Source organism: Rothia aerolata, from assembly GCF_014635585.1.
Taxonomy (GTDB): domain Bacteria; phylum Actinomycetota; class Actinomycetes; order Actinomycetales; family Micrococcaceae; genus Rothia; species Rothia aerolata.
This window is the reverse complement of the sequence record NZ_BMDC01000001.1, coordinates 710,760-727,059: the sequence shown is the minus strand read 5'-3', so window position 1 is coordinate 727,059 and position 16,300 is coordinate 710,760. Positions and strand designations below refer to the sequence as shown.

The window sequence follows — 16,300 nt, the reverse complement described above, 5'->3', positions numbered from 1 at the left end:
TCTACGCCTCTTCCATACGTGGATTACTAATACTTCAGCGCCTGGGTGAGGCAGCGGCATCAATGCCGGGGCTCCCGGGCGCGGTATCTTTCTCGGCATCGCCCCGCAGGGGTGAGATGTCGAACTCTTATGTTTAGTCTAGTAAGGTTTTTGGCTGATTATCCAGCCGCCGCCGATTAGTGACGCTAGATGAATAAAGTTTTGATGGAAACTAAGCGGGAATTCAGGTTTTTCAGACCTTATGGTTCCTCTCAGGGCTGACAGTGCTATCTCCAAAATGATGGAAAGAACACTTAGTTTTTCCTTTCTGTCCGGTTTTCTATCCTGGTAAAATTTCATGGCATGGATGACCCTTGTAGTTGTTTTCAACTCAGCACAATTTTTCAAACCACTGTCATGGAAAATCCCCAGTCCTACCTCATGCAGCTGGATGGAACTGTAGGCAGACAGGCGGTGAATGTATAGATGGAGTGGCTGCTCCTCGTTATTGGTTTTCTGCTCATTCTGGGCACCGGCTTCTTCGTGGCCGTGGAATTCTCTCTCGTGGCTCTCGATCAGTCCAGTGTTCAGCACGAGATAGATAAGGGCGATAAGGGTGGAGTCAAGGTGCTTCAGTGCCTGAAATCCCTCTCAACCCAGCTCTCCTCCTGCCAGATTGGCATTACCATCACCACCCTGCTGACCGGCTACACCCTGGACTACGCGATTCAGGATTTAGCGGTAGAGACCATCTCTAGCTGGGGCCTTCCTGAGAATGTTGCCAGTATCGTGACCCTGGTTTTTGCTATGGGTATTGCAACCTTCCTCTCGATGATTCTGGGTGAGCTGATTCCTAAGAACCTGGCCATCGCCGAGCCCTACCGGGTAGCCAAGTGGTTGGCTCCCTCTCAGCTACTTTTCACCAAGGTCATGGGCCCGATCGTGAAGCTCATGAACGGCTCCGCCAATAAGATTCTGCATCTGTTCGGTATGGAGGCAAAAGAAGAGCTCTCTGGCGCCCGCTCTGCCGAGGAGCTGTCCTCGATGGTTCGCCGCTCCGCTGAGCAGGGAACCCTCGATGAAGACACTGCACGGTTCGTGGATAAGACCCTCTCTTTTTCTGAGCTGACGGCCGCCGACGTGATGACTCCCCGCCGCAAGGTTGTGATGCTCGAAGACACCGCACCGGTCTCTGAAATTATTGAAGCTGCCCAATCAACCGGTTACTCCCGCTTCCCCCTTTACCGGGAAGACCAAGACAACGTGGTGGGCGCCGTCCACGTCAAAAAGGCCGTGAGCGTGCCGGCTGACGTGCGTCATACTCTCGAAGCGGGAACCCTGATGGAGGAGATCCTCCAGGTGCCCGAGACCGTGCACCTGGACTCCCTACTGATTCAGCTGCGCGAGGGCAACCTGCAGCTGGCTATGGTGTTGGATGAATACGGCGGCACCGCCGGTATGACGACCCTCGAAGATTTGGTGGAGGAAATCGTGGGTGAGGTGTCCGACGAGCACGAACTCGCCGGTGTAGAAGAGCGCCCGCTGATGCTGGGCTCGGGTGACTGGGTCTTCTCGGGCTTGCTCCGCCCCGATGAGGTTAGCGAATACATTGATGTTCTTGACGTGGAAGACGACCCTGCCTACGAGACCATGGGCGGCTTCATGATGGATCGGCTGGGCCGGGTCCCGGACGTCGGCGATACGGTTCCGGTGGACGGCGGCTTTTTGCGGGTGGAGCACATGGAGCACCGCCGCGTAGACCGTATTCGCTACCACGTTGAAGCAGCTGCTGAAAGCCAGAAGAAAGGTTCGGTGCGCGCATGAGTGATTGGACAGCAATAGCACTTCTGGTTGTACTGCTGATTGGTAACGCCTTTTTTGTGGCGGGTGAGTTCGCCATTATGTCCACCCGCCGCTCCCAGATTGAGCCGTTGGCGGATTCGGGCAACAAACGGGCCAAGATCACCCTCTACGCCATGGAGCACGTCTCGCTCATGCTGGCGACCTGCCAGTTGGGTATCACCGTTTGCTCCCTGCTCATTTTGAACGTCTCCGAGCCCGCCCTGCACCACCTGGTGGCCGGCCCCCTGGAACACTTCGGTATTCCTCTGGCGGTAGCGGATATTGTGGGCTTCTTGCTGGCACTGGTGGTGGTGACCTACCTGCACGTGATTTTCGGTGAGATGGTTCCTAAGAATGCCACCGTGTCTCTGGTGGGCCAGGGAATTGCGCTGTGGATTGCGCCTCCGCTGGTCTTTATCTCCCGTCTGCTCAAGCCCATTGTGGTAGCGCTGAACTGGTTGGCTGACCATACGCTACGCCTGATGAAGATCGAGCCCAAGTCTGAGGTTTCTTCAACCTTCACCCTGGATGAGCTACAGAACGTGGTGGCTGAGTCCACTGCCGAGGGTACTGTTGAGGACGATTCGGGTGTGCTCTCGGGTGCCCTGGAATTCTCCGAGAAGAAGGTTGAGGAGATCATGGTTGCCCGGGACTCCATCATGACCCTCAAGTTCCCCTGTACTCCCGCCGACGTGGAGAAGGCAGTGGCGCAGACCGGCTTCTCCCGCTTTGTGGTGGAAGACTCTAAGGATTCGACCTTTATGGGCTACCTGCACGTCAAGGACGTTCTGAGCTTCAGCGACGAGCGAATGCACCAGACCCTTCCCTGGAGCAAGCTGCGGCAGATGTCAATTGTTCGCCCCGAGGCGGATATTGACGATGCTCTGGCCACCATGCAGCGTAACCGCGCCCACGTTTCCCACGTGATGACTGCCCAGGGGGAGTCGGTGGGTGTGCTCTTCCTCGAGGACATCCTCGAACAGCTGGTGGGTGAAATTAAGGATAAGACCCAGGAGCACGTACGACGCCGCGAAGCGGCTTCGGTGCGGGCGGCGGGCTCCTAGCCTCCCGGCAGGCGCCTGCCCCGCGGCGTCCGAACTAAGAACAGTTCGGGCGCCGCTTTCCTGTGTGGCGGGAGGGTTATGCGAGAAATTGCGAATGATTCTCCGCAGTAGTAGCCTTATTGAGAATCGTTTTCATAGTTAGACTGGAGTTCTCCATGAAAAAGTCCCTGCAGACCGTAGCCGTGCTCTCCGTCGCGGCCCTGGGCCTGGCCGCCTGCGGTAGCGGCGATAACGCCTCAAATGCCTCATCTTCCGATGACACTGTTAAGGTTGTGACCACCACCGACGTTTACGCCGATATCGTCAAGCAGGTGGCGGGCGATACGGTAGAAGTCACCTCGATTATTGACTCCACTAGCCAGGATCCCCACTCCTACGAGGCAACCAGCCAAGACCGCCTGGCGGTGCAGGATGCCGATGTAGTAGTGCTTAACGGTGGTGGCTACGATGCCTTTATGGAGGATTTGGCGGGCTCCGATAATCCCGACCAGAAGGTTATTAACGCTGTGGAGGTCTCTGACCTCTTCTCTGATGAGGAAATGACCGAGCTGACCGAAGGCCACAGCCACGACGAAGGCTCTGAAGATGAACACGACCATGACCACGGCGAATTGAACGAACACGTTTGGTACAGCCTCGATGCCATGGAAAAACTCGCGGATCAGGTGGCAACCAGCCTGGGCGAAGTTTCCTCGGACAACAAAGACCGGTACGTGCAGGCGGCCGATGATTTCGGCACTCGGATTGACGACCTGGCAGCTCAGGCAGAGTCAGTGGGAGCAGAGGGAAAGCACTACGTTGCCACCGAGCCTGTTCCCGGCTACCTGTTGCAGACCGCAGGCTTTGAAGACTCCACTCCGGCCGATTTGACCTCTGCTGTGGAATCGGGAAATGATCTCGCGCCCCTGACCCTGCAGGAAATCAAGGACTCGCTGAAGAACGGGGAAACCGACTTCCTGGCCTACAACGAGCAGACTTCCACCGCCCAGACCGATGAGATTCTCAATGCAGCCCAGGAGAACGATGTGCCCAATACATCATTCACCGAAACCCTGCCCGAGGGAGAAGATTACGTAAGCTGGATGCAGACTAATATCGATAACATCAAGAACGCAGTAGCTTAGTATCTATGACACATTCGTCAACCAGCTCCGCCCCCGCAGCGCTTGAAGTCGTTGGGGGCGGGCTTTCCTTTGGTAATCGCCACCTCTGGGATGATCTGAATCTGACCATTAGGCAGGGCGAGTACTTTGCCGTGCTCGGGCCCAACGGCTCCGGCAAATCAACCTTTTTGAAGGTGGCCCTGGGGCTGACCCAGCTCAGCACCGGTAGTATTCGCGTGCTGGGTCAACCGGCCCGTCGCGGCAACCCCGGTATTGGTTATATTCCCCAGCAGCGGGGAATTCCGGTTAACACTCCCATGCGGGCAAAGGACATGGTGGGCCTTGGCATTGACGGCCACCGCTGGGGTATTCGGCTGGGCGGTAAAAAACACCGCGCTAAGGTAGACGAACTTCTTGAAGCGGTGGGCGCTCGCGACTATGCCAATGTTCCGGTGGGCCTGCTCTCCGGCGGTGAGCAGCAGCGGTTGAGGGTAGCCCAGGCGCTGGCCAACAACCCGAAAATTCTTTTTGCCGACGAGGCGCTACTGTCGCTGGATCTCAACCATCAGTACGCGGTCTCAGACCTCATTCACCGCTACAACAAAAGCGATGGTGGAACCGTGGTGTTTGTGACCCACGAAATTAACCCCATTATCGACCACGTTGACCGTGTGCTTTATTTGGCTAACGGCCGCTTTACCGTGGGTACGGTTGAAGAGGTCATGCGGTCAGAAATTCTCACCGACCTCTACCAGACCCCGGTCTCGGTAATCCGCAGCAACGGCCGCTACGTGGTTATTGGGGGAGAGGCCCACGGTGTTGGCTCTATGGACGCCGACTGCCACCACGACGACGAACTGGAGATTCGTTAATGCTCAATATTTTGATGGCGTTTTCCCTGACGGATTTCTGGAACCGCGTTTTTGTTTTCGAAAACTACGGCCGTCTCTTTGACATGCTCAGCCAGTCAATTCTTGCCGGTGCAGTTTTGGGTATTATCGGTGGCTTCGCTGGCACCTTCATTATGATGCGTGACCACGCTTTTGCCGTGCACGGAATTGCTGAAATGTCTTTTGCCGGTGCTGCCCTCTTCTTGCTCCTGGGCTACGACGTGGTGACCGGCTCGCTGGTGGGCTCCATTGCCTCTGCCGTGCTAATCGGCCTCATGGGAGTCAAGCATGATGAGTCTAACTCTGTGATTGGTGCACTCATGCCCTTTGGGCTGGGCCTGGGTATTCTTTTTCTTTCTCTCTACGAGGGGCGTTCGGCTAATAAGTTCTCTCTGCTCACCGGCCAGATTGTTTCGGTTGACTCGGCCCAGCTGACCGAGATGGTAGTGGGCGCTGTGATTGTGGTGCTGGCCCTATTGGCTATCTGGCGGCCTTTGACCTTTGCCTCGGTAGACCCCGAAGTAGCCCGCGCTAAGGGAGTTCCCATGCGGGGACTGTCGCTGACCTTCATGGTAATCGTTGGTATTGCCACCGCCCTCTCCGTTCAGGTGGTGGGCTCCCTGCTGGTACTCGCCCTGCTCATTACCCCCGCGGCAGCGGCACTGCAAATTACCGCCTCCCCGGTCAAGGCCCTGATCTGGTCGGTAATTTTTGCCGAGCTTGCGATTGTGGGCGGTATTCTTCTGGCGCTGGCAGGGTCACTGCCCATTAGCCCCTACGTCACCACGATTTCTTTCCTAATCTACATTATCTGCAAGATCATCGGTCTGGCGCGCCGTCGTTTTAGTTCCTCGGGGCGCCGGGAAGCTGTTACTGCTTAGCTTCGCCCTTTTTCTTTGGCGCGGCAGTTCGAGCAGATACCGGTCACCTCAATAACGTGTTGCACGTCGCTAAAGCCGAACTTGGCACCGATTTCCGAGGCCCACTCTTCAAGATCGGGAACCTCTAGTTCCTCGGCTGCACCGCAGGAACGGCAGAGCAGATGATGGTGGTGGTGCTCCACCTGGCACTTACGGTAGATTGCCTCACCATCGGCGGTCTTGAGCACATCAACCTCATTGTGCTCCGCCAGAGACTGCAAAATGCGGTAGGTGGTTGCCAGAGAAACCGACTCACCGCGGGAAAGCATGAGCTGGTGGAGGTCCTGGGCAGAGATGAAATCTTCCAGACCGTCTATAGTTGCCTTGACGGTGCGGCGCTGCTTGGTGTTGCGCACCTCAGGCTTTGCGCTAGTTTCAGCCACGACTAATCCTCACCTCGGGTTCAAAATTCTCCCCCATACTTTACACCAGCTCTTTCGCTGAACCAGGGCTCTTTTCGCTGGGCGGAACCCGACTCAATTTTGGGCGGGGATACTGGCTAGAGGTGGCGCGGGGCACTAGGGTGGAAGTATGAAACTGACTAAATTTACTCACTCCTGTGTCCGCATTGAAAAAGACGACCGGGTGCTGGTGCTTGACCCCGGTACCTTCTCCGAAGTTGAGACCGCCCTGGAGGGCGCAGATTTTCTTCTGGTGACCCACGCCCACCCCGACCACTTTGACGCCGAGCGTGTTAACGCTTACTTGGCGGAGCACCCCGAGGTCAAGGTCTATGCACCGGCTGCCGTTGCTGACCAGGTTCGCGAAGCTGCTCCCTCTGTTGAAGTAACCACGGTGGAGGGGGAAGAAGCCTTCTCGCTGGGTAACTTTGAGGTGAAGACTTTTGGTGGCCAGCACGCCCTGATCCATCCGCTCATTAAGACCATCGACAATGTGGCCTTTCTGATTGATGAGAATGTCTACCACCCAGGCGACTCCCTGGTGGTGCCCCACGGCCTGAAGGTCAAGACCCTGCTCGTGCCAATTCACGCCCCCTGGTCAAAGATTCAAGAGACTATTGACTTTGTAATCTCTGTGCGTGCTAAGGTTGCTTTCCCCATTCACAACGGTCTGATTAACAGCAACGGCCACGGCATTATGGAATCGCAGATTACCGACTTTGGAGCAAAGTACGGTACCGAGTACAAGCACCTGGAATCCGGCAAGAGCGTGGAGGTCTAAGCAAAGATGGCTAGCGTTTTTACCAAGATTATCGAGGGCGAATTTCCCGGCCGTTTCGTGTGGAAAGATGACCGGGTGGTGGTCTTTCTGACCATCGAGCCCCTGGCGCCCGGTCACGTACTGGTGGTTCCCCGCCAGGAAATTGAGCACTGGATTGATATGCCCGCAGACCTTTCCGCCCGGGTATTCGAGGTCGCCCAGACGGTGGGCAAGGCCATCGACTCGGTGTGGCACCCCGCCAAGGTGGGCGTTGAAATTGTTGGTCTGGACGTTCCCCACGTTCACGTTCACGTTTTCCCTGCCCAGGGTATTGAGACCTTCAATTTCGCCAACGTAGACCGCGACCCCAAGCCTGAAGACCTGGACGACGCCGCCGCTAAGATTCGGGCGGCTCTGACTGAGGCGGGCCACGGGGACTTTGTTCCCGAATCTTAACGGGTTCTCCCTGGGGTTAGTGCCGGTTCCCTGTCGATTTTCAGCAGGGAACCGGCACTAACCCCAGGGAGAAGTTTTTAATCTAGTCGGTCTGGTGTGAAAATATCTTCAATCGAGCAGTTGAACGTTCGTGCCAGGTCAAATGCCAGGGGGAGTGACGGGTCAAATTTGCCTTTCTCAATACTGATAATTGTCTGGCGAGAAACCCCTAATAGGTCAGCTAACTTCTGCTGAGAAAAACCCTGCTCTGCGCGTAATTCCTTGAGTTTATTCTGCACTGACTACCTGCCGGTTCTCTTATGGAACTGATAGCAAACAAAGAAAACAATGAAGCAAAGCATCGTTGCTGCGGTCAGAACCATATCTGTTTGAAACTCTAAGTCGAAGATAGCTGTGACGCCTGCTCCGATTCCAAGCACAGCAACAATTATGCAAAAACTAGACTCGGCAGCCTTGGAAAACCAACTATTTTCAATGGAATTTTCAGGGTTTTTCACAGCGCCTTTGATGGTGTTTCTATCTACAAAAATTGCCCAAATCGTGGCTGCGGTAACTGGATAGAGAGGTAGTGCCGCTAGTAGAATTCCCCACCAAGGAAGTTTGGAATCTTGCACAAGGTAAATTCCAAAAGCGAACAATAGAGCTAATAGGGCCCCGCTTACCAAACTAATAGTGATGAGTAGCGTAGAGCTCCCGCCGAACTTGGCTCGCCCAAATGTGCTGCGTTCTTGTGTGTTGTGCATGCCCACTCCTGTGTAAAGCTTGCTTGACTATCGAATGTAAAACTAACTTTACTTTTATGCTCAAAGAGGTGTCAAGCAAACTTTACTAAATTATTGAGACTGAAGGAGAGGCGGCTGGCCAGCTGCCTCTCCTTCAACCATTAAGAATTAGGAGTTCTTCAGCGCTTCCAGGGCCTCGCGCAGGGCCTTGCGGATTCGCTTCTCGGAAACCGTGTAGGCGGTGCCCAGCTCCTGAGCGAAGAAGGAGACCCGAAGTTCCTCAATCATCCAGCCCACCGCCTCAAGCTCGGCAGAGGGTGAGGTGCCAGCCGGTAGCTTCTTCACCGCTGAATCAAATTCGTCTTCCAAATCCTGCACGGTGAGCATCAGCTGGTTGTCTTTATTGACGTTGGGGCCCAGCTTTTCGATGCGCTTGGAGATTGCTGTCAGATAGCGGGGCAGGTGCACCAGCTGCGCATAGCCGGTCTCAGCCACAAAACCGGGATAAACCAGATTATCGAGCTGGGACTTAATATCGGTCATGGCATGAACCACGCTCAGCGAGGTTGATTTCTTCACCAGTTTCTTGACCTTGGCGGTCTCAGAGAGAATATCCGCCACCAGTTTGGTGACCTCAAAAACCGTATCAATGAGATCGGCCCGCACGGCGTTGAACAAACGGTCATAGTCAGCCCTGGTAAAGGGCACGGCGGCCGGAGTCAGCCGGTCGAGGGCTGCTACCGTGCAATCCTCAATCAGCGAGTCAATCGACCCGTGGGGGTTCTGAGTAAAGACAATCTTCTCTCGGTTGGAAAGGTGGTCAGAGACATACCGCACCGGTGAGGGAACCTGCAGCTGCAAAAGCCTAATGACTCCGGAGCGCTGGGCTTTTTCTGCCTCTGTCGCCTGCGGAAAAATCTTGACTCCCACCGAGGAGCCCTCATCGACCAGGGCGGGATAGCCGGCTACGGTCTGGGTGGCAATCGTCCGTTCAATCTTGCGGGGAAGGTCAGTTTCGGGCCAGCTGGTAAGACCAGATACCTCGCGCACGCCGTGCTGATGGGAAGCCTGGTTCCCGCGCTGAGACTTTCCTGCCCCGGCTCCACCTGACGCGGAGGCAGAAGCCGCACGGGCGGCGTCCTGACCTCGGCCCTGCCCAGAGCCCTTCACCCCGGCACCTGCCATAGCCGACATCGCGGCAAAGGTATCGGCGGAAGCACCCAAAGACGCCGCCAGGGCGGAGCGAATCTGATCGTGCAGGGCAGACTTGAGCTCGTCCAGGGACTTGCTTTCGCCCAGAATCTTGTTCTGCCGGTTGCGCACCTGGAAGGTGAAGCGCAGGTGATCGGGAACGGCATTCCAGTTGAAGACTGAAGGATCAACCACCACACCGCGCAGGCGGCGCAACACCAGTGCCAGCGACTCCTCGATAGAGTCGGTGGCGGGGGAGAAGTCCTCGTTCAGCTTTTGCACCGCTGCCCGGGCAACGTCGGGGGCAGGCACAAAGTTCTTGCGCACCGCCTTGGGCATGGACTTGATCAGGGCGGTCACCAGCTCTACTCTCTGGCCGGGAATCATCCACTCAAAAGGGGCCTGCTCTAGCTGGTTGAGAAAGAGAATGGGAACCTGCACCGCAATACCGTCTGCCTTGGTCTCCGAAGAGCGAACACCGCCGATGGAAACCGAGGGAGCAAACTCGTAGCGCAAATCCAGGGTGAGGTCGCCACCGGTAGTCGAGACAGTCCAGGTACGGGGGAACTCGGTTTCGTCGTAGTCGGCGGCCTCTTCGTCAATGAGATTCTCGGGATTGAAATCGAGCAGGTGCTCGTTCTTGCGGCGCTCTTCTTTCCACCACCGGTCAAAATGGCGCTCGGAGTAAATATCCTGGGGTAGGCGGGCGTCGTAGAAGTCAAAGAGGGTCTGGTCGTCCACGCGCAGGTCACGGCGCCGCAGGCGGGCCTCTAGCTCCTCGACCTCCGCCAGTGCTCGCTGGTTACGGGCGAAGAACTTATGGTTGGTCTTCCAGTCGCCTTCCACCAGGGCGGAGCGAATGAACATCTCGCGGGCTGCCTGCGGGTCAATACGCCAAAACTGAACACGGCGATCAGCGATTACAGGTACACCAAAGAGGGTGACTTTCTCGTGGGCCAGAACCGAGCCCTGGGCTGACGACCAGTGGGGCTCGGAGTACTGTTTTTTCACCAGGTGGGAGCCCACCTCTTCAACCCACTCCGGCTCAATCGCGGCATTGACCCGGGCCCAGAGCCGAGAGGTTTCCACTAACTCGGCAGAGACCAGCCACTCGGGATTCTTCTTGAAGAGCCCCGAGCCGGGGAAAATCTGAAAGCGGGTACCGCGGGCGCCCTGGTACTCGTGGCGGTTTCGCTCGTCTTTGAGGCCGATGTGGGAAAGTAGGCCCGAGAGCAGGGACTTGTGAATGTCGTCCTCGTGGGCAGCTGCATTAATCTCGCGCCCGCCCGACACACTAATCTTGGCGGAACGGCCAATCTCGCGCAGCTGCGCGAAGAGATCCTGCCACTCACGCACGCGCAGGAAGTTAATGTACTCGCGGTGGCAGAGCTTGCGGAACTGGCTGGAGGAAAGCTCTTTCTGCTTCTCGTTCAGATAGTTCCACAGCAGCAGATAGGAGGAAAAATCTGATTTTTCGTCCTTAAACCTGGCGTGCAGGGCATCTGCCTCGCCTCGATGTTCTGCCGGGCGCTCGCGGGGATCCTGAACGGTCAGGGCCGCCGCCAGCACCATCATTTCTTTGGCCACGCCGCGCTTGTTGGCCTCGACAATCATGCGCGCCAGCCGCGGGTCAACGGGCAGGGCCGCCATAGTGCGGCCCACCGCGGTGAGCGGGGAGTTCTTGCCTCCGTGCCGGTTGCCGCGGTGGCTGCGAGATTTTCCGGACGACGCCGCCCCGCCCTTCGCGCGAACTGCACCCAGCTCGCGGAGCAGGTTGACGCCGTCATTAATAGCCCGGGTCTCCGGCGGCTGAACGAAGGGGAACTTCTCGATGTCGGTGGCGGAGCGAACCACCCCGATGGCGGTCATCTGTAGGATCACCGCCGCCAAGTTGGTGCGCAGAATTTCGGGGTCGGTGAACTCGGGGCGGGCCTCGAAGTCCTCCTCGGAGTAGAGGCGGATGGCGATACCGTCTGAGACACGGCCACAGCGACCCGAGCGCTGGTTGGCCGAAGCCTGGGAGATACGTTCAATGGGCAGGCGCTGCACCTTGGTGCGGGCAGAATAGCGGGAGATACGGGCGGTGCCGGTATCGATGACATACTTGATGCCTGGCACGGTCAGCGAAGTCTCTGCCACGTTGGTTGCCAGCACAATACGGGGCCTGCCGGTTGGGCGGAAGACCCGGCTCTGCTCCTGCATCGACAGGCGGGCAAAGAGCGGCAGAACCTCATAGTTGGGCAGCCTGCGGGCGGCGCGGAGCATATCATTAATGGCGTCTTCGGCATCGCGGATTTCCCGCTCACCCGAGAAGAAAATCAGGATATCGCCGGGGTCTTCTGCTGCCAGCTCCCGGATAGCGTCGAGAATACCCTCGATGGGGTCGCGGTCGTCGTCCTCAAGACCGTCACCGGAGTCATCCTCATCTTCGCCGCCGTCGCCGGTCTTAGGGTCGGTCAGAGGCCGGTAGCGGATTTCCACCGGAAAGGTGCGGCCCGAGACCTCGATGATGGGCGGAGCATCGTCGGGCAGGGTTGTCTCGGCAATCTCCTTCTCTTCGGGGCTCAGGGTGTCGTCAACGATTCCCACCCCCGGCACGAAACTGGGGGAGAAGTGGCGGGCAAAGCGCTCGGGGTCAATGGTTGCCGAGGTGATGATAATCTTCAGATCCTGGCGCTGGGGCATAATGCGCTTGAGGTAGCCCAGAATGAAGTCGATGTTGAGCGAGCGCTCGTGGGCCTCATCGATGATGATGGTGGAGTACTTTTTCAGCAGGGGGTCGGTCTGAATCTCGGCGAGAAGAATACCGTCGGTCATCAGCTTAATGGCCGATTGCTCGCCCACCTCGGAGGTAAAGCGCACCTGATAGCCCACGGTCTGGCCGATCTCCTGACCTAGCTCTTCGGCGATGCGTTCGGCAACGGAGCGGGCTGCCAGGCGCCGCGGCTGGGTGTGGCCAATCAGGCCCTTTTCTCCCAGGCCCAGGTCAAGGCACATCTTGGGAATCTGGGTGGTTTTACCCGAGCCGGTCTCACCGGCGATGATAACCACCTGGTTCTCTTCAATGGCCTTCTTGATCTCATCGCGGTGTTCTGAGACCGGGAGTTGCTCGGGGTAGGTGATGGTTGCCGGAATAAACGGCCGATACTCGCGCTGGGGCCGGGGCTGGGGCTGGGACTGCTGGGGGCGCGAGCGGTTGCCGCGCTTCTTCTGTGACTGATCCTGAGACATATTGTTTTCTATTTTAGCCCGCGGATTTTGTACTGACGATCAAGATAAACGGCGGAAAGTAAGTAAGCGTAGCGTAGGTGATTTTAAACTAGTCGCCGCTATCTATCGTAGGTACCCGGCTGTCTGTAGATCTCCACCGGTCAGGTGCTGACCTACACTTCGTCCACCGCCCAGTTCTACCCCAGGTAAACAGGGGGGGATGGGCTAGTCTGTAGCCAGGCGCGAGTAGACCGCCAGGTCGTGAATCTTTCCGCGCAGCTGTTCGCCAGCGCGGGCTACGCCCTCGAAGGTAAAGCCGGCCTTTTCGGCGGTGGCTCGGGAGGGCTGATTGTGGACGGCGGCGCGCAGCTCTAGCCGGAAGACCCCTTGGGCAAAGGCTTGGGGAGCTGCCAGTTTGAGAGCTCGCGCTGCCAGGCCCTGCCCCCGGGCCCAGGGTGAGATGCTGTAGCCAACGCTGGCTATCCGGCTCTCTTCACTTTCTAGCCTGAACTCGATGTTGCCGCAGTAGCGGTTCTCCACCGTGATAGCCCAGCGCACTGCCTGCTGGTCGCTGAGAAAGCTCTCTGCCATGGCCTCGGTGTAGTTCTCTGGAACCTGGGTAAATTCCAGCATGAGGGTATCCTGTGAGCTCGCGGTGAGGTCGTGTACCACGCCGGGAATATCGCTGGTTCGGTTCCAGGGCACAAGCCTGAAATCCTGGTCGGCTAGGGGCTGCGGAGTAAAGGGCCAGGTGAGAATCATGCCTTTAGCCTAGCTCGAACTCATCGCTGAGGCAGGAGATGACGCACGGGTATCTACCGCAAAGGGATCATCCAGGGAATCTGTACGCACCGTTATTTCAGCAATCTGACAGATACGCTCGGCTTCACCTTCACCCCTGAGGTGTCGAATGAAAGCCGCCGCCATATCTATTCCGGCTGAAATGCCCGAGGAGGTCCAGCGGTTTCCGCTATGAACCCAGCGGGCACGGGAAAGCCAGGTGACGTCGCTACCGAAGGAAGTAGCCCAGTTGAAAGCGCGTTTGTTACTGGTTGCCCGGTGCCCCTCTAGGAGCCCGGCTGCGGCAAGTAGGGCAGACCCTGTGCAGACCGAAGCTACCCACCGCGCGTTTTCGCCGAGCTGACGCAGACGGGTGAGGAAAGCGTCGTCCTCAACAAGACCCCGCGTGCCCCGCCCGCCCGGAACCAAGAGCATGTCGGTTTCCTCTACCTCAGCCAAGGACTTTTCGGCGACCACACGGGCACTTTGGGAACTTCGCACCGGGCCGGGAACAAGAGCGAGATACTCGATTTCCCAGCCCTCCACAAAACTGAGAAGCTCCACGGGGCCAAAGACATCGAGAAGCTCAAAACCTTCAAAGAGGATCACCGATATTTTCACAACTTCATTCCTTGCTGCTCGGTAGGATTGAATCCTATACAGAAATTTTATGCGGTGAGGAGAAGGGTAGCTAAAGCGATGGAAGCGGTCAGTAGCTTTACACTTGAGGATTTCGCCGAGCTGAACTTTGGGCTGGGCGAGGGCAGAGAGGGCTGGGAGATTAGCCCTCACCGCGCCGCGGTGCTCATTCACGATACTATCCGCTATTACACCGAAAAACTGCCTTCACAGGTTCAGGCCCAACTGGCAGAAAACCTTGCTAGCTTGATGGGCTGGGCTGAAGAACACCGGGTTCCTGTGCTTGCTTCGGTGCCTCGGCCGGCTCACTCCGCGAACCAGCGGGGCATCGGCTATAAGCTCTGGGGCATAGGCCCCACCCTTGATCAAACCCGAGACTTTATTGCGGGCTCACTCCAAGAGCCTGGGGTGCCCCTTATCAGAAAACGCTCTCTGAGCGCTTTCTTTGCCACCGATCTTGAGACTGAGCTGCGCAGACTGGGACGGGACCAGCTGGTGATTGGCGGGGTCTTTACCGGTGGCGGTATTCTCGCTACAGGTTTTGACGCGCTCGCTCGGGACCTAGAATTTTTTGTGGTGGCCGATGCCAGTGCAGACCTGAACTCGGAGAAACACAGCCGAACCCTAACCCAAATCGGGGAAACCGTGGGTCAGGTTGTCTCGCTTGCTACCCTGGGAGCCTAGCCAGCGTTGTCTTCATGGCCACGGAAGCTGGCCAGAGAAGCTCGCTGGTGCCCCTGCGCATCAAAATTTTCCGGTGCCAGCCACTTTTCAAAGGACTCCCGCAGGTCTGCCCACTCCGAGTCGATGATGGAGAACCAGGCAGAGTCGCGGGTTCGTCCCTTATAAATGGTGGCGTTGCGGAAAATGCCCTCGAACTTGAAGCCCAGGCGTTTTGCTGCCCTACGCGAGGGCATATTCAGCGAGTCGCACTTCCACTGGTAGCGCCTATAACCCAGGTTATCGAACACGTACTTCATCAGTAGAAACTGCGCCTCTGTGGCGGCCACGGTGCGCTGGAGCAGGGGAGTGTAGGTTACCCAGCCCATCTCTACTACCCCCATCTCAGGATTGATATCGGCCAGCGAAACCGTGCCCACCGCCCGGCCCGATACATCAAGCACGGCAAAATGCAGCGGATCGGCTGAGGCCGAGCAACGAGCCAGGTAGTCGCGAAAAGCCGAGTCTGACTCAAAGGGGCCCACCGGCAGGTAGGTCCACATCTGCCCGCTGGGATCGAGTGCCGCCGCCTCAATGAGCGAATCAAAGTGTTGTGGCTCCAGGGGCTCAAGCGTGCAGTAGGCGCCTGTCAGCTTCACCCTCTCCGGTGCCGGGCGCCGTTGCCAGTTTTCAAGGGCTGCGCCAATGGGCTGGCCAAGCTCGTTATAGCGGGTCATCTCTCTACCTCCACCTGTAGCCTGCTAAGAAATCTGCTCCAGAACCCATGCCTTGAGCTTCTCCAGGTGCGGGTCTGCGTAGCAGCGAATATCGGCGTGTTCGGCGTCCTCCACCAAATCCAGGGAAGTAGGAATACCGCGGGCAGAAAGTTCCTCATACATGCGGGTTGATTGCACCGGGGGCACTACCGAGTCAGCGGTGCCGTGCAGGAAATAGGTGGGGGCGAAAGTTTGCGGGCTGGCAGAAAGCGCTAGGTCATAGGGGTGGGCCAGAGTCCAGTTCATCTCCGCCTGGCTACCCGGCTCGCCGGGTTTCTGCCCGCCGAGAAGCCGCACCTCGGCGTCCTCATCATCGGGGTGAACGCGGGGAAAGCCCTGCAACTCGCGGTCGTCATAGATGGTGCGTAGATCTGACACGCCGTAGATGCTCACGGCGGCGGCCAGGGCAGGGGAGGTCGCCGACTCCTCGCCGTCATAGTAGAGATCGCCCGCCCCACCGGTGGCCGCGGCCAGCTGGGTGAGGTGCCCGCCGGCTGAGCCACCCGCGAGGACGACGCGCGCCGGGTCAATCCCGAAGTTCACCGCGTGCTTCTTGAAGTGGCGGATCGCCGCCTTGACATCGTGAATTTGCGAGGGGAAAGTTGCCTCGTCAGAGAGCCGATAGTTGATAGAGGCACAGGCAAAACCGGCTTCGTGGAAGACCTCGCGCAGGCGGTGCACACCGTTCTCGCTGGCAAAGAGAGATTCCTTATCACCGTAGCGCCAGGCGCCCCCGTGCACATAAAGCAACAGCGGGGCGTTCTCAGACTCCGCCCGATAAAAGTCATAGCTCTGGGAGTCGGAATGGGCTCGGGTGTAAAAGCCGGTTTCTGGTTTCACTGTGGATCCTTGTCTCGGGAAATTGCTACTCTAAGTGTGGCAGGATTCACTAGTAGAACCAAAATAT

General features: G+C 57.6%; 16 protein-coding genes. 8 read left to right on the top strand and 8 right to left on the bottom strand.

All coding sequences use genetic code 11. The features are described 5' to 3' along the window. The first annotated feature begins 465 nt into the window (after window positions 1–465). From IEV00_RS03245 to IEV00_RS03225, 5 genes are all read left to right on the top strand, one after another. The gene (locus IEV00_RS03245; RefSeq protein WP_188358870.1) at window positions 466–1,803 is read left to right on the top strand and encodes a hemolysin family protein; all 1,338 of its coding nucleotides are present in this window, start codon (window positions 466–468) and stop codon (window positions 1,801–1,803) included. After that, the gene (locus IEV00_RS03240; RefSeq protein WP_188358869.1) at window positions 1,800–2,885 is read left to right on the top strand and encodes a hemolysin family protein; all 1,086 of its coding nucleotides are present in this window, start codon (window positions 1,800–1,802) and stop codon (window positions 2,883–2,885) included. Before IEV00_RS03245 ends, IEV00_RS03240 begins: the two co-directional genes overlap by 4 nt. A 155-nt stretch (window positions 2,886–3,040) precedes the next feature. Then, entirely contained in the window at window positions 3,041–4,009 is a 969-nt protein-coding gene (locus IEV00_RS03235) for a metal ABC transporter solute-binding protein, Zn/Mn family (protein ID WP_188358868.1), read from the top strand. A gap of 5 nt (window positions 4,010–4,014) precedes the next feature. Continuing rightward, window positions 4,015–4,860, top strand: coding sequence for a metal ABC transporter ATP-binding protein (locus tag IEV00_RS03230; RefSeq protein WP_188358867.1), 846 nt, complete (start codon window positions 4,015–4,017; stop codon window positions 4,858–4,860). Then, on the top strand, window positions 4,860–5,759 hold the full coding sequence (locus IEV00_RS03225) for a metal ABC transporter permease (protein WP_229723039.1): 900 nt from the start codon (window positions 4,860–4,862) through the stop codon (window positions 5,757–5,759). The genes IEV00_RS03230 and IEV00_RS03225 overlap by 1 nt, the downstream gene beginning before the upstream one ends. Here the strand turns inward: IEV00_RS03225 and IEV00_RS03220 are convergent. Then, complete coding sequence (locus IEV00_RS03220; RefSeq protein ID WP_188358866.1) at window positions 5,756–6,181, bottom strand: Fur family transcriptional regulator; 426 nt, start codon at window positions 6,179–6,181, stop codon at window positions 5,756–5,758. The two genes, IEV00_RS03225 and IEV00_RS03220, sit on opposite strands and share 4 nt — an antisense overlap. 148 nt (window positions 6,182–6,329) lie before the next feature. On the opposite strand from IEV00_RS03220, the gene IEV00_RS03215 reads away from it, so the two are divergent. Together IEV00_RS03215 and IEV00_RS03210 are read left to right on the top strand one after the other, a co-directional pair. After that, a complete protein-coding gene (locus IEV00_RS03215) occupies window positions 6,330–6,980 on the top strand; it encodes an MBL fold metallo-hydrolase (RefSeq protein ID WP_188358865.1) in 651 nt (216 codons plus the stop codon). Window positions 6,981–6,986: 6 nt separating this feature from the next. Further along, window positions 6,987–7,415: an HIT family protein gene (locus tag IEV00_RS03210; RefSeq protein ID WP_188358864.1), complete on the top strand. Its 429-nt coding sequence runs from the start codon at window positions 6,987–6,989 to the stop codon at window positions 7,413–7,415. A 77-nt stretch (window positions 7,416–7,492) separates the two neighbouring features. Here the strand turns inward: IEV00_RS03210 and IEV00_RS03205 are convergent, their stop codons facing one another. The 5 genes from IEV00_RS03205 to IEV00_RS03185 form a co-directional block, all read right to left on the bottom strand. Further along, entirely contained in the window at window positions 7,493–7,693 is a 201-nt protein-coding gene (locus IEV00_RS03205) for a helix-turn-helix transcriptional regulator (protein WP_188358863.1), read from the bottom strand. A 3-nt stretch (window positions 7,694–7,696) separates the two neighbouring features. Beyond that, a complete protein-coding gene (locus IEV00_RS03200; protein WP_188358862.1) occupies window positions 7,697–8,158 on the bottom strand; it encodes a hypothetical protein in 462 nt (153 codons plus the stop codon). A 147-nt stretch (window positions 8,159–8,305) separates the two neighbouring features. Further along, window positions 8,306–12,559 carry an ATP-dependent RNA helicase HrpA gene (hrpA, locus tag IEV00_RS03195; RefSeq protein WP_188358861.1) on the bottom strand — a complete coding sequence of 1,418 codons (4,254 nt, stop codon included), beginning with the start codon at window positions 12,557–12,559 and terminating at the stop codon, window positions 8,306–8,308. 204 nt (window positions 12,560–12,763) lie between these two features. Next, the gene (locus IEV00_RS03190; protein WP_188358860.1) at window positions 12,764–13,300 is read right to left on the bottom strand and encodes a GNAT family N-acetyltransferase; all 537 of its coding nucleotides are present in this window, start codon (window positions 13,298–13,300) and stop codon (window positions 12,764–12,766) included. Window positions 13,301–13,309: 9 nt separating this feature from the next. Further along, window positions 13,310–13,939, bottom strand: a complete 630-nt coding sequence (locus IEV00_RS03185; protein WP_229723038.1) for a DJ-1/PfpI family protein — start codon at window positions 13,937–13,939, stop codon at window positions 13,310–13,312. A gap of 78 nt (window positions 13,940–14,017) precedes the next feature. Between IEV00_RS03185 and IEV00_RS03180 the strand changes: the two genes are divergently transcribed. Then, the gene (locus IEV00_RS03180) at window positions 14,018–14,641 is read left to right on the top strand and encodes an isochorismatase family protein (RefSeq protein ID WP_229723037.1); all 624 of its coding nucleotides are present in this window, start codon (window positions 14,018–14,020) and stop codon (window positions 14,639–14,641) included. Here the strand turns inward: IEV00_RS03180 and IEV00_RS03175 are convergent. Both IEV00_RS03175 and IEV00_RS03170 read right to left on the bottom strand, forming a co-directional pair. Then, on the bottom strand, window positions 14,638–15,354 hold the full coding sequence (locus IEV00_RS03175) for a GNAT family N-acetyltransferase (protein WP_188358858.1): 717 nt from the start codon (window positions 15,352–15,354) through the stop codon (window positions 14,638–14,640). The two genes, IEV00_RS03180 and IEV00_RS03175, sit on opposite strands and share 4 nt — an antisense overlap. A 24-nt stretch (window positions 15,355–15,378) precedes the next feature. Then, entirely contained in the window at window positions 15,379–16,233 is an 855-nt protein-coding gene (locus IEV00_RS03170) for an alpha/beta hydrolase (protein WP_188358857.1), read from the bottom strand. Window positions 16,234–16,300 lie beyond the last annotated feature (67 nt).

Coding starts and splice junctions, on each gene's coding strand:
- IEV00_RS03245 (WP_188358870.1), top strand. CDS start 466: ATGGAGTGGCTGCTCCTCGTTATTGGTTTTCTGCTCATTCTGGGCACC.
- IEV00_RS03240 (WP_188358869.1), top strand. CDS start 1,800: ATGAGTGATTGGACAGCAATAGCACTTCTGGTTGTACTGCTGATTGGT.
- IEV00_RS03235 (WP_188358868.1), top strand. CDS start 3,041: ATGAAAAAGTCCCTGCAGACCGTAGCCGTGCTCTCCGTCGCGGCCCTG.
- IEV00_RS03230 (WP_188358867.1), top strand. CDS start 4,015: ATGACACATTCGTCAACCAGCTCCGCCCCCGCAGCGCTTGAAGTCGTT.
- IEV00_RS03225 (WP_229723039.1), top strand. CDS start 4,860: ATGCTCAATATTTTGATGGCGTTTTCCCTGACGGATTTCTGGAACCGC.
- IEV00_RS03215 (WP_188358865.1), top strand. CDS start 6,330: ATGAAACTGACTAAATTTACTCACTCCTGTGTCCGCATTGAAAAAGAC.
- IEV00_RS03210 (WP_188358864.1), top strand. CDS start 6,987: ATGGCTAGCGTTTTTACCAAGATTATCGAGGGCGAATTTCCCGGCCGT.
- IEV00_RS03200 (WP_188358862.1), bottom strand. CDS start 8,158: ATGCACAACACACAAGAACGCAGCACATTTGGGCGAGCCAAGTTCGGC.
- hrpA (WP_188358861.1), bottom strand. CDS start 12,559: ATGTCTCAGGATCAGTCACAGAAGAAGCGCGGCAACCGCTCGCGCCCC.
- IEV00_RS03190 (WP_188358860.1), bottom strand. CDS start 13,300: ATGATTCTCACCTGGCCCTTTACTCCGCAGCCCCTAGCCGACCAGGAT.
- IEV00_RS03180 (WP_229723037.1), top strand. CDS start 14,018: ATGGAAGCGGTCAGTAGCTTTACACTTGAGGATTTCGCCGAGCTGAAC.
- IEV00_RS03175 (WP_188358858.1), bottom strand. CDS start 15,354: ATGACCCGCTATAACGAGCTTGGCCAGCCCATTGGCGCAGCCCTTGAA.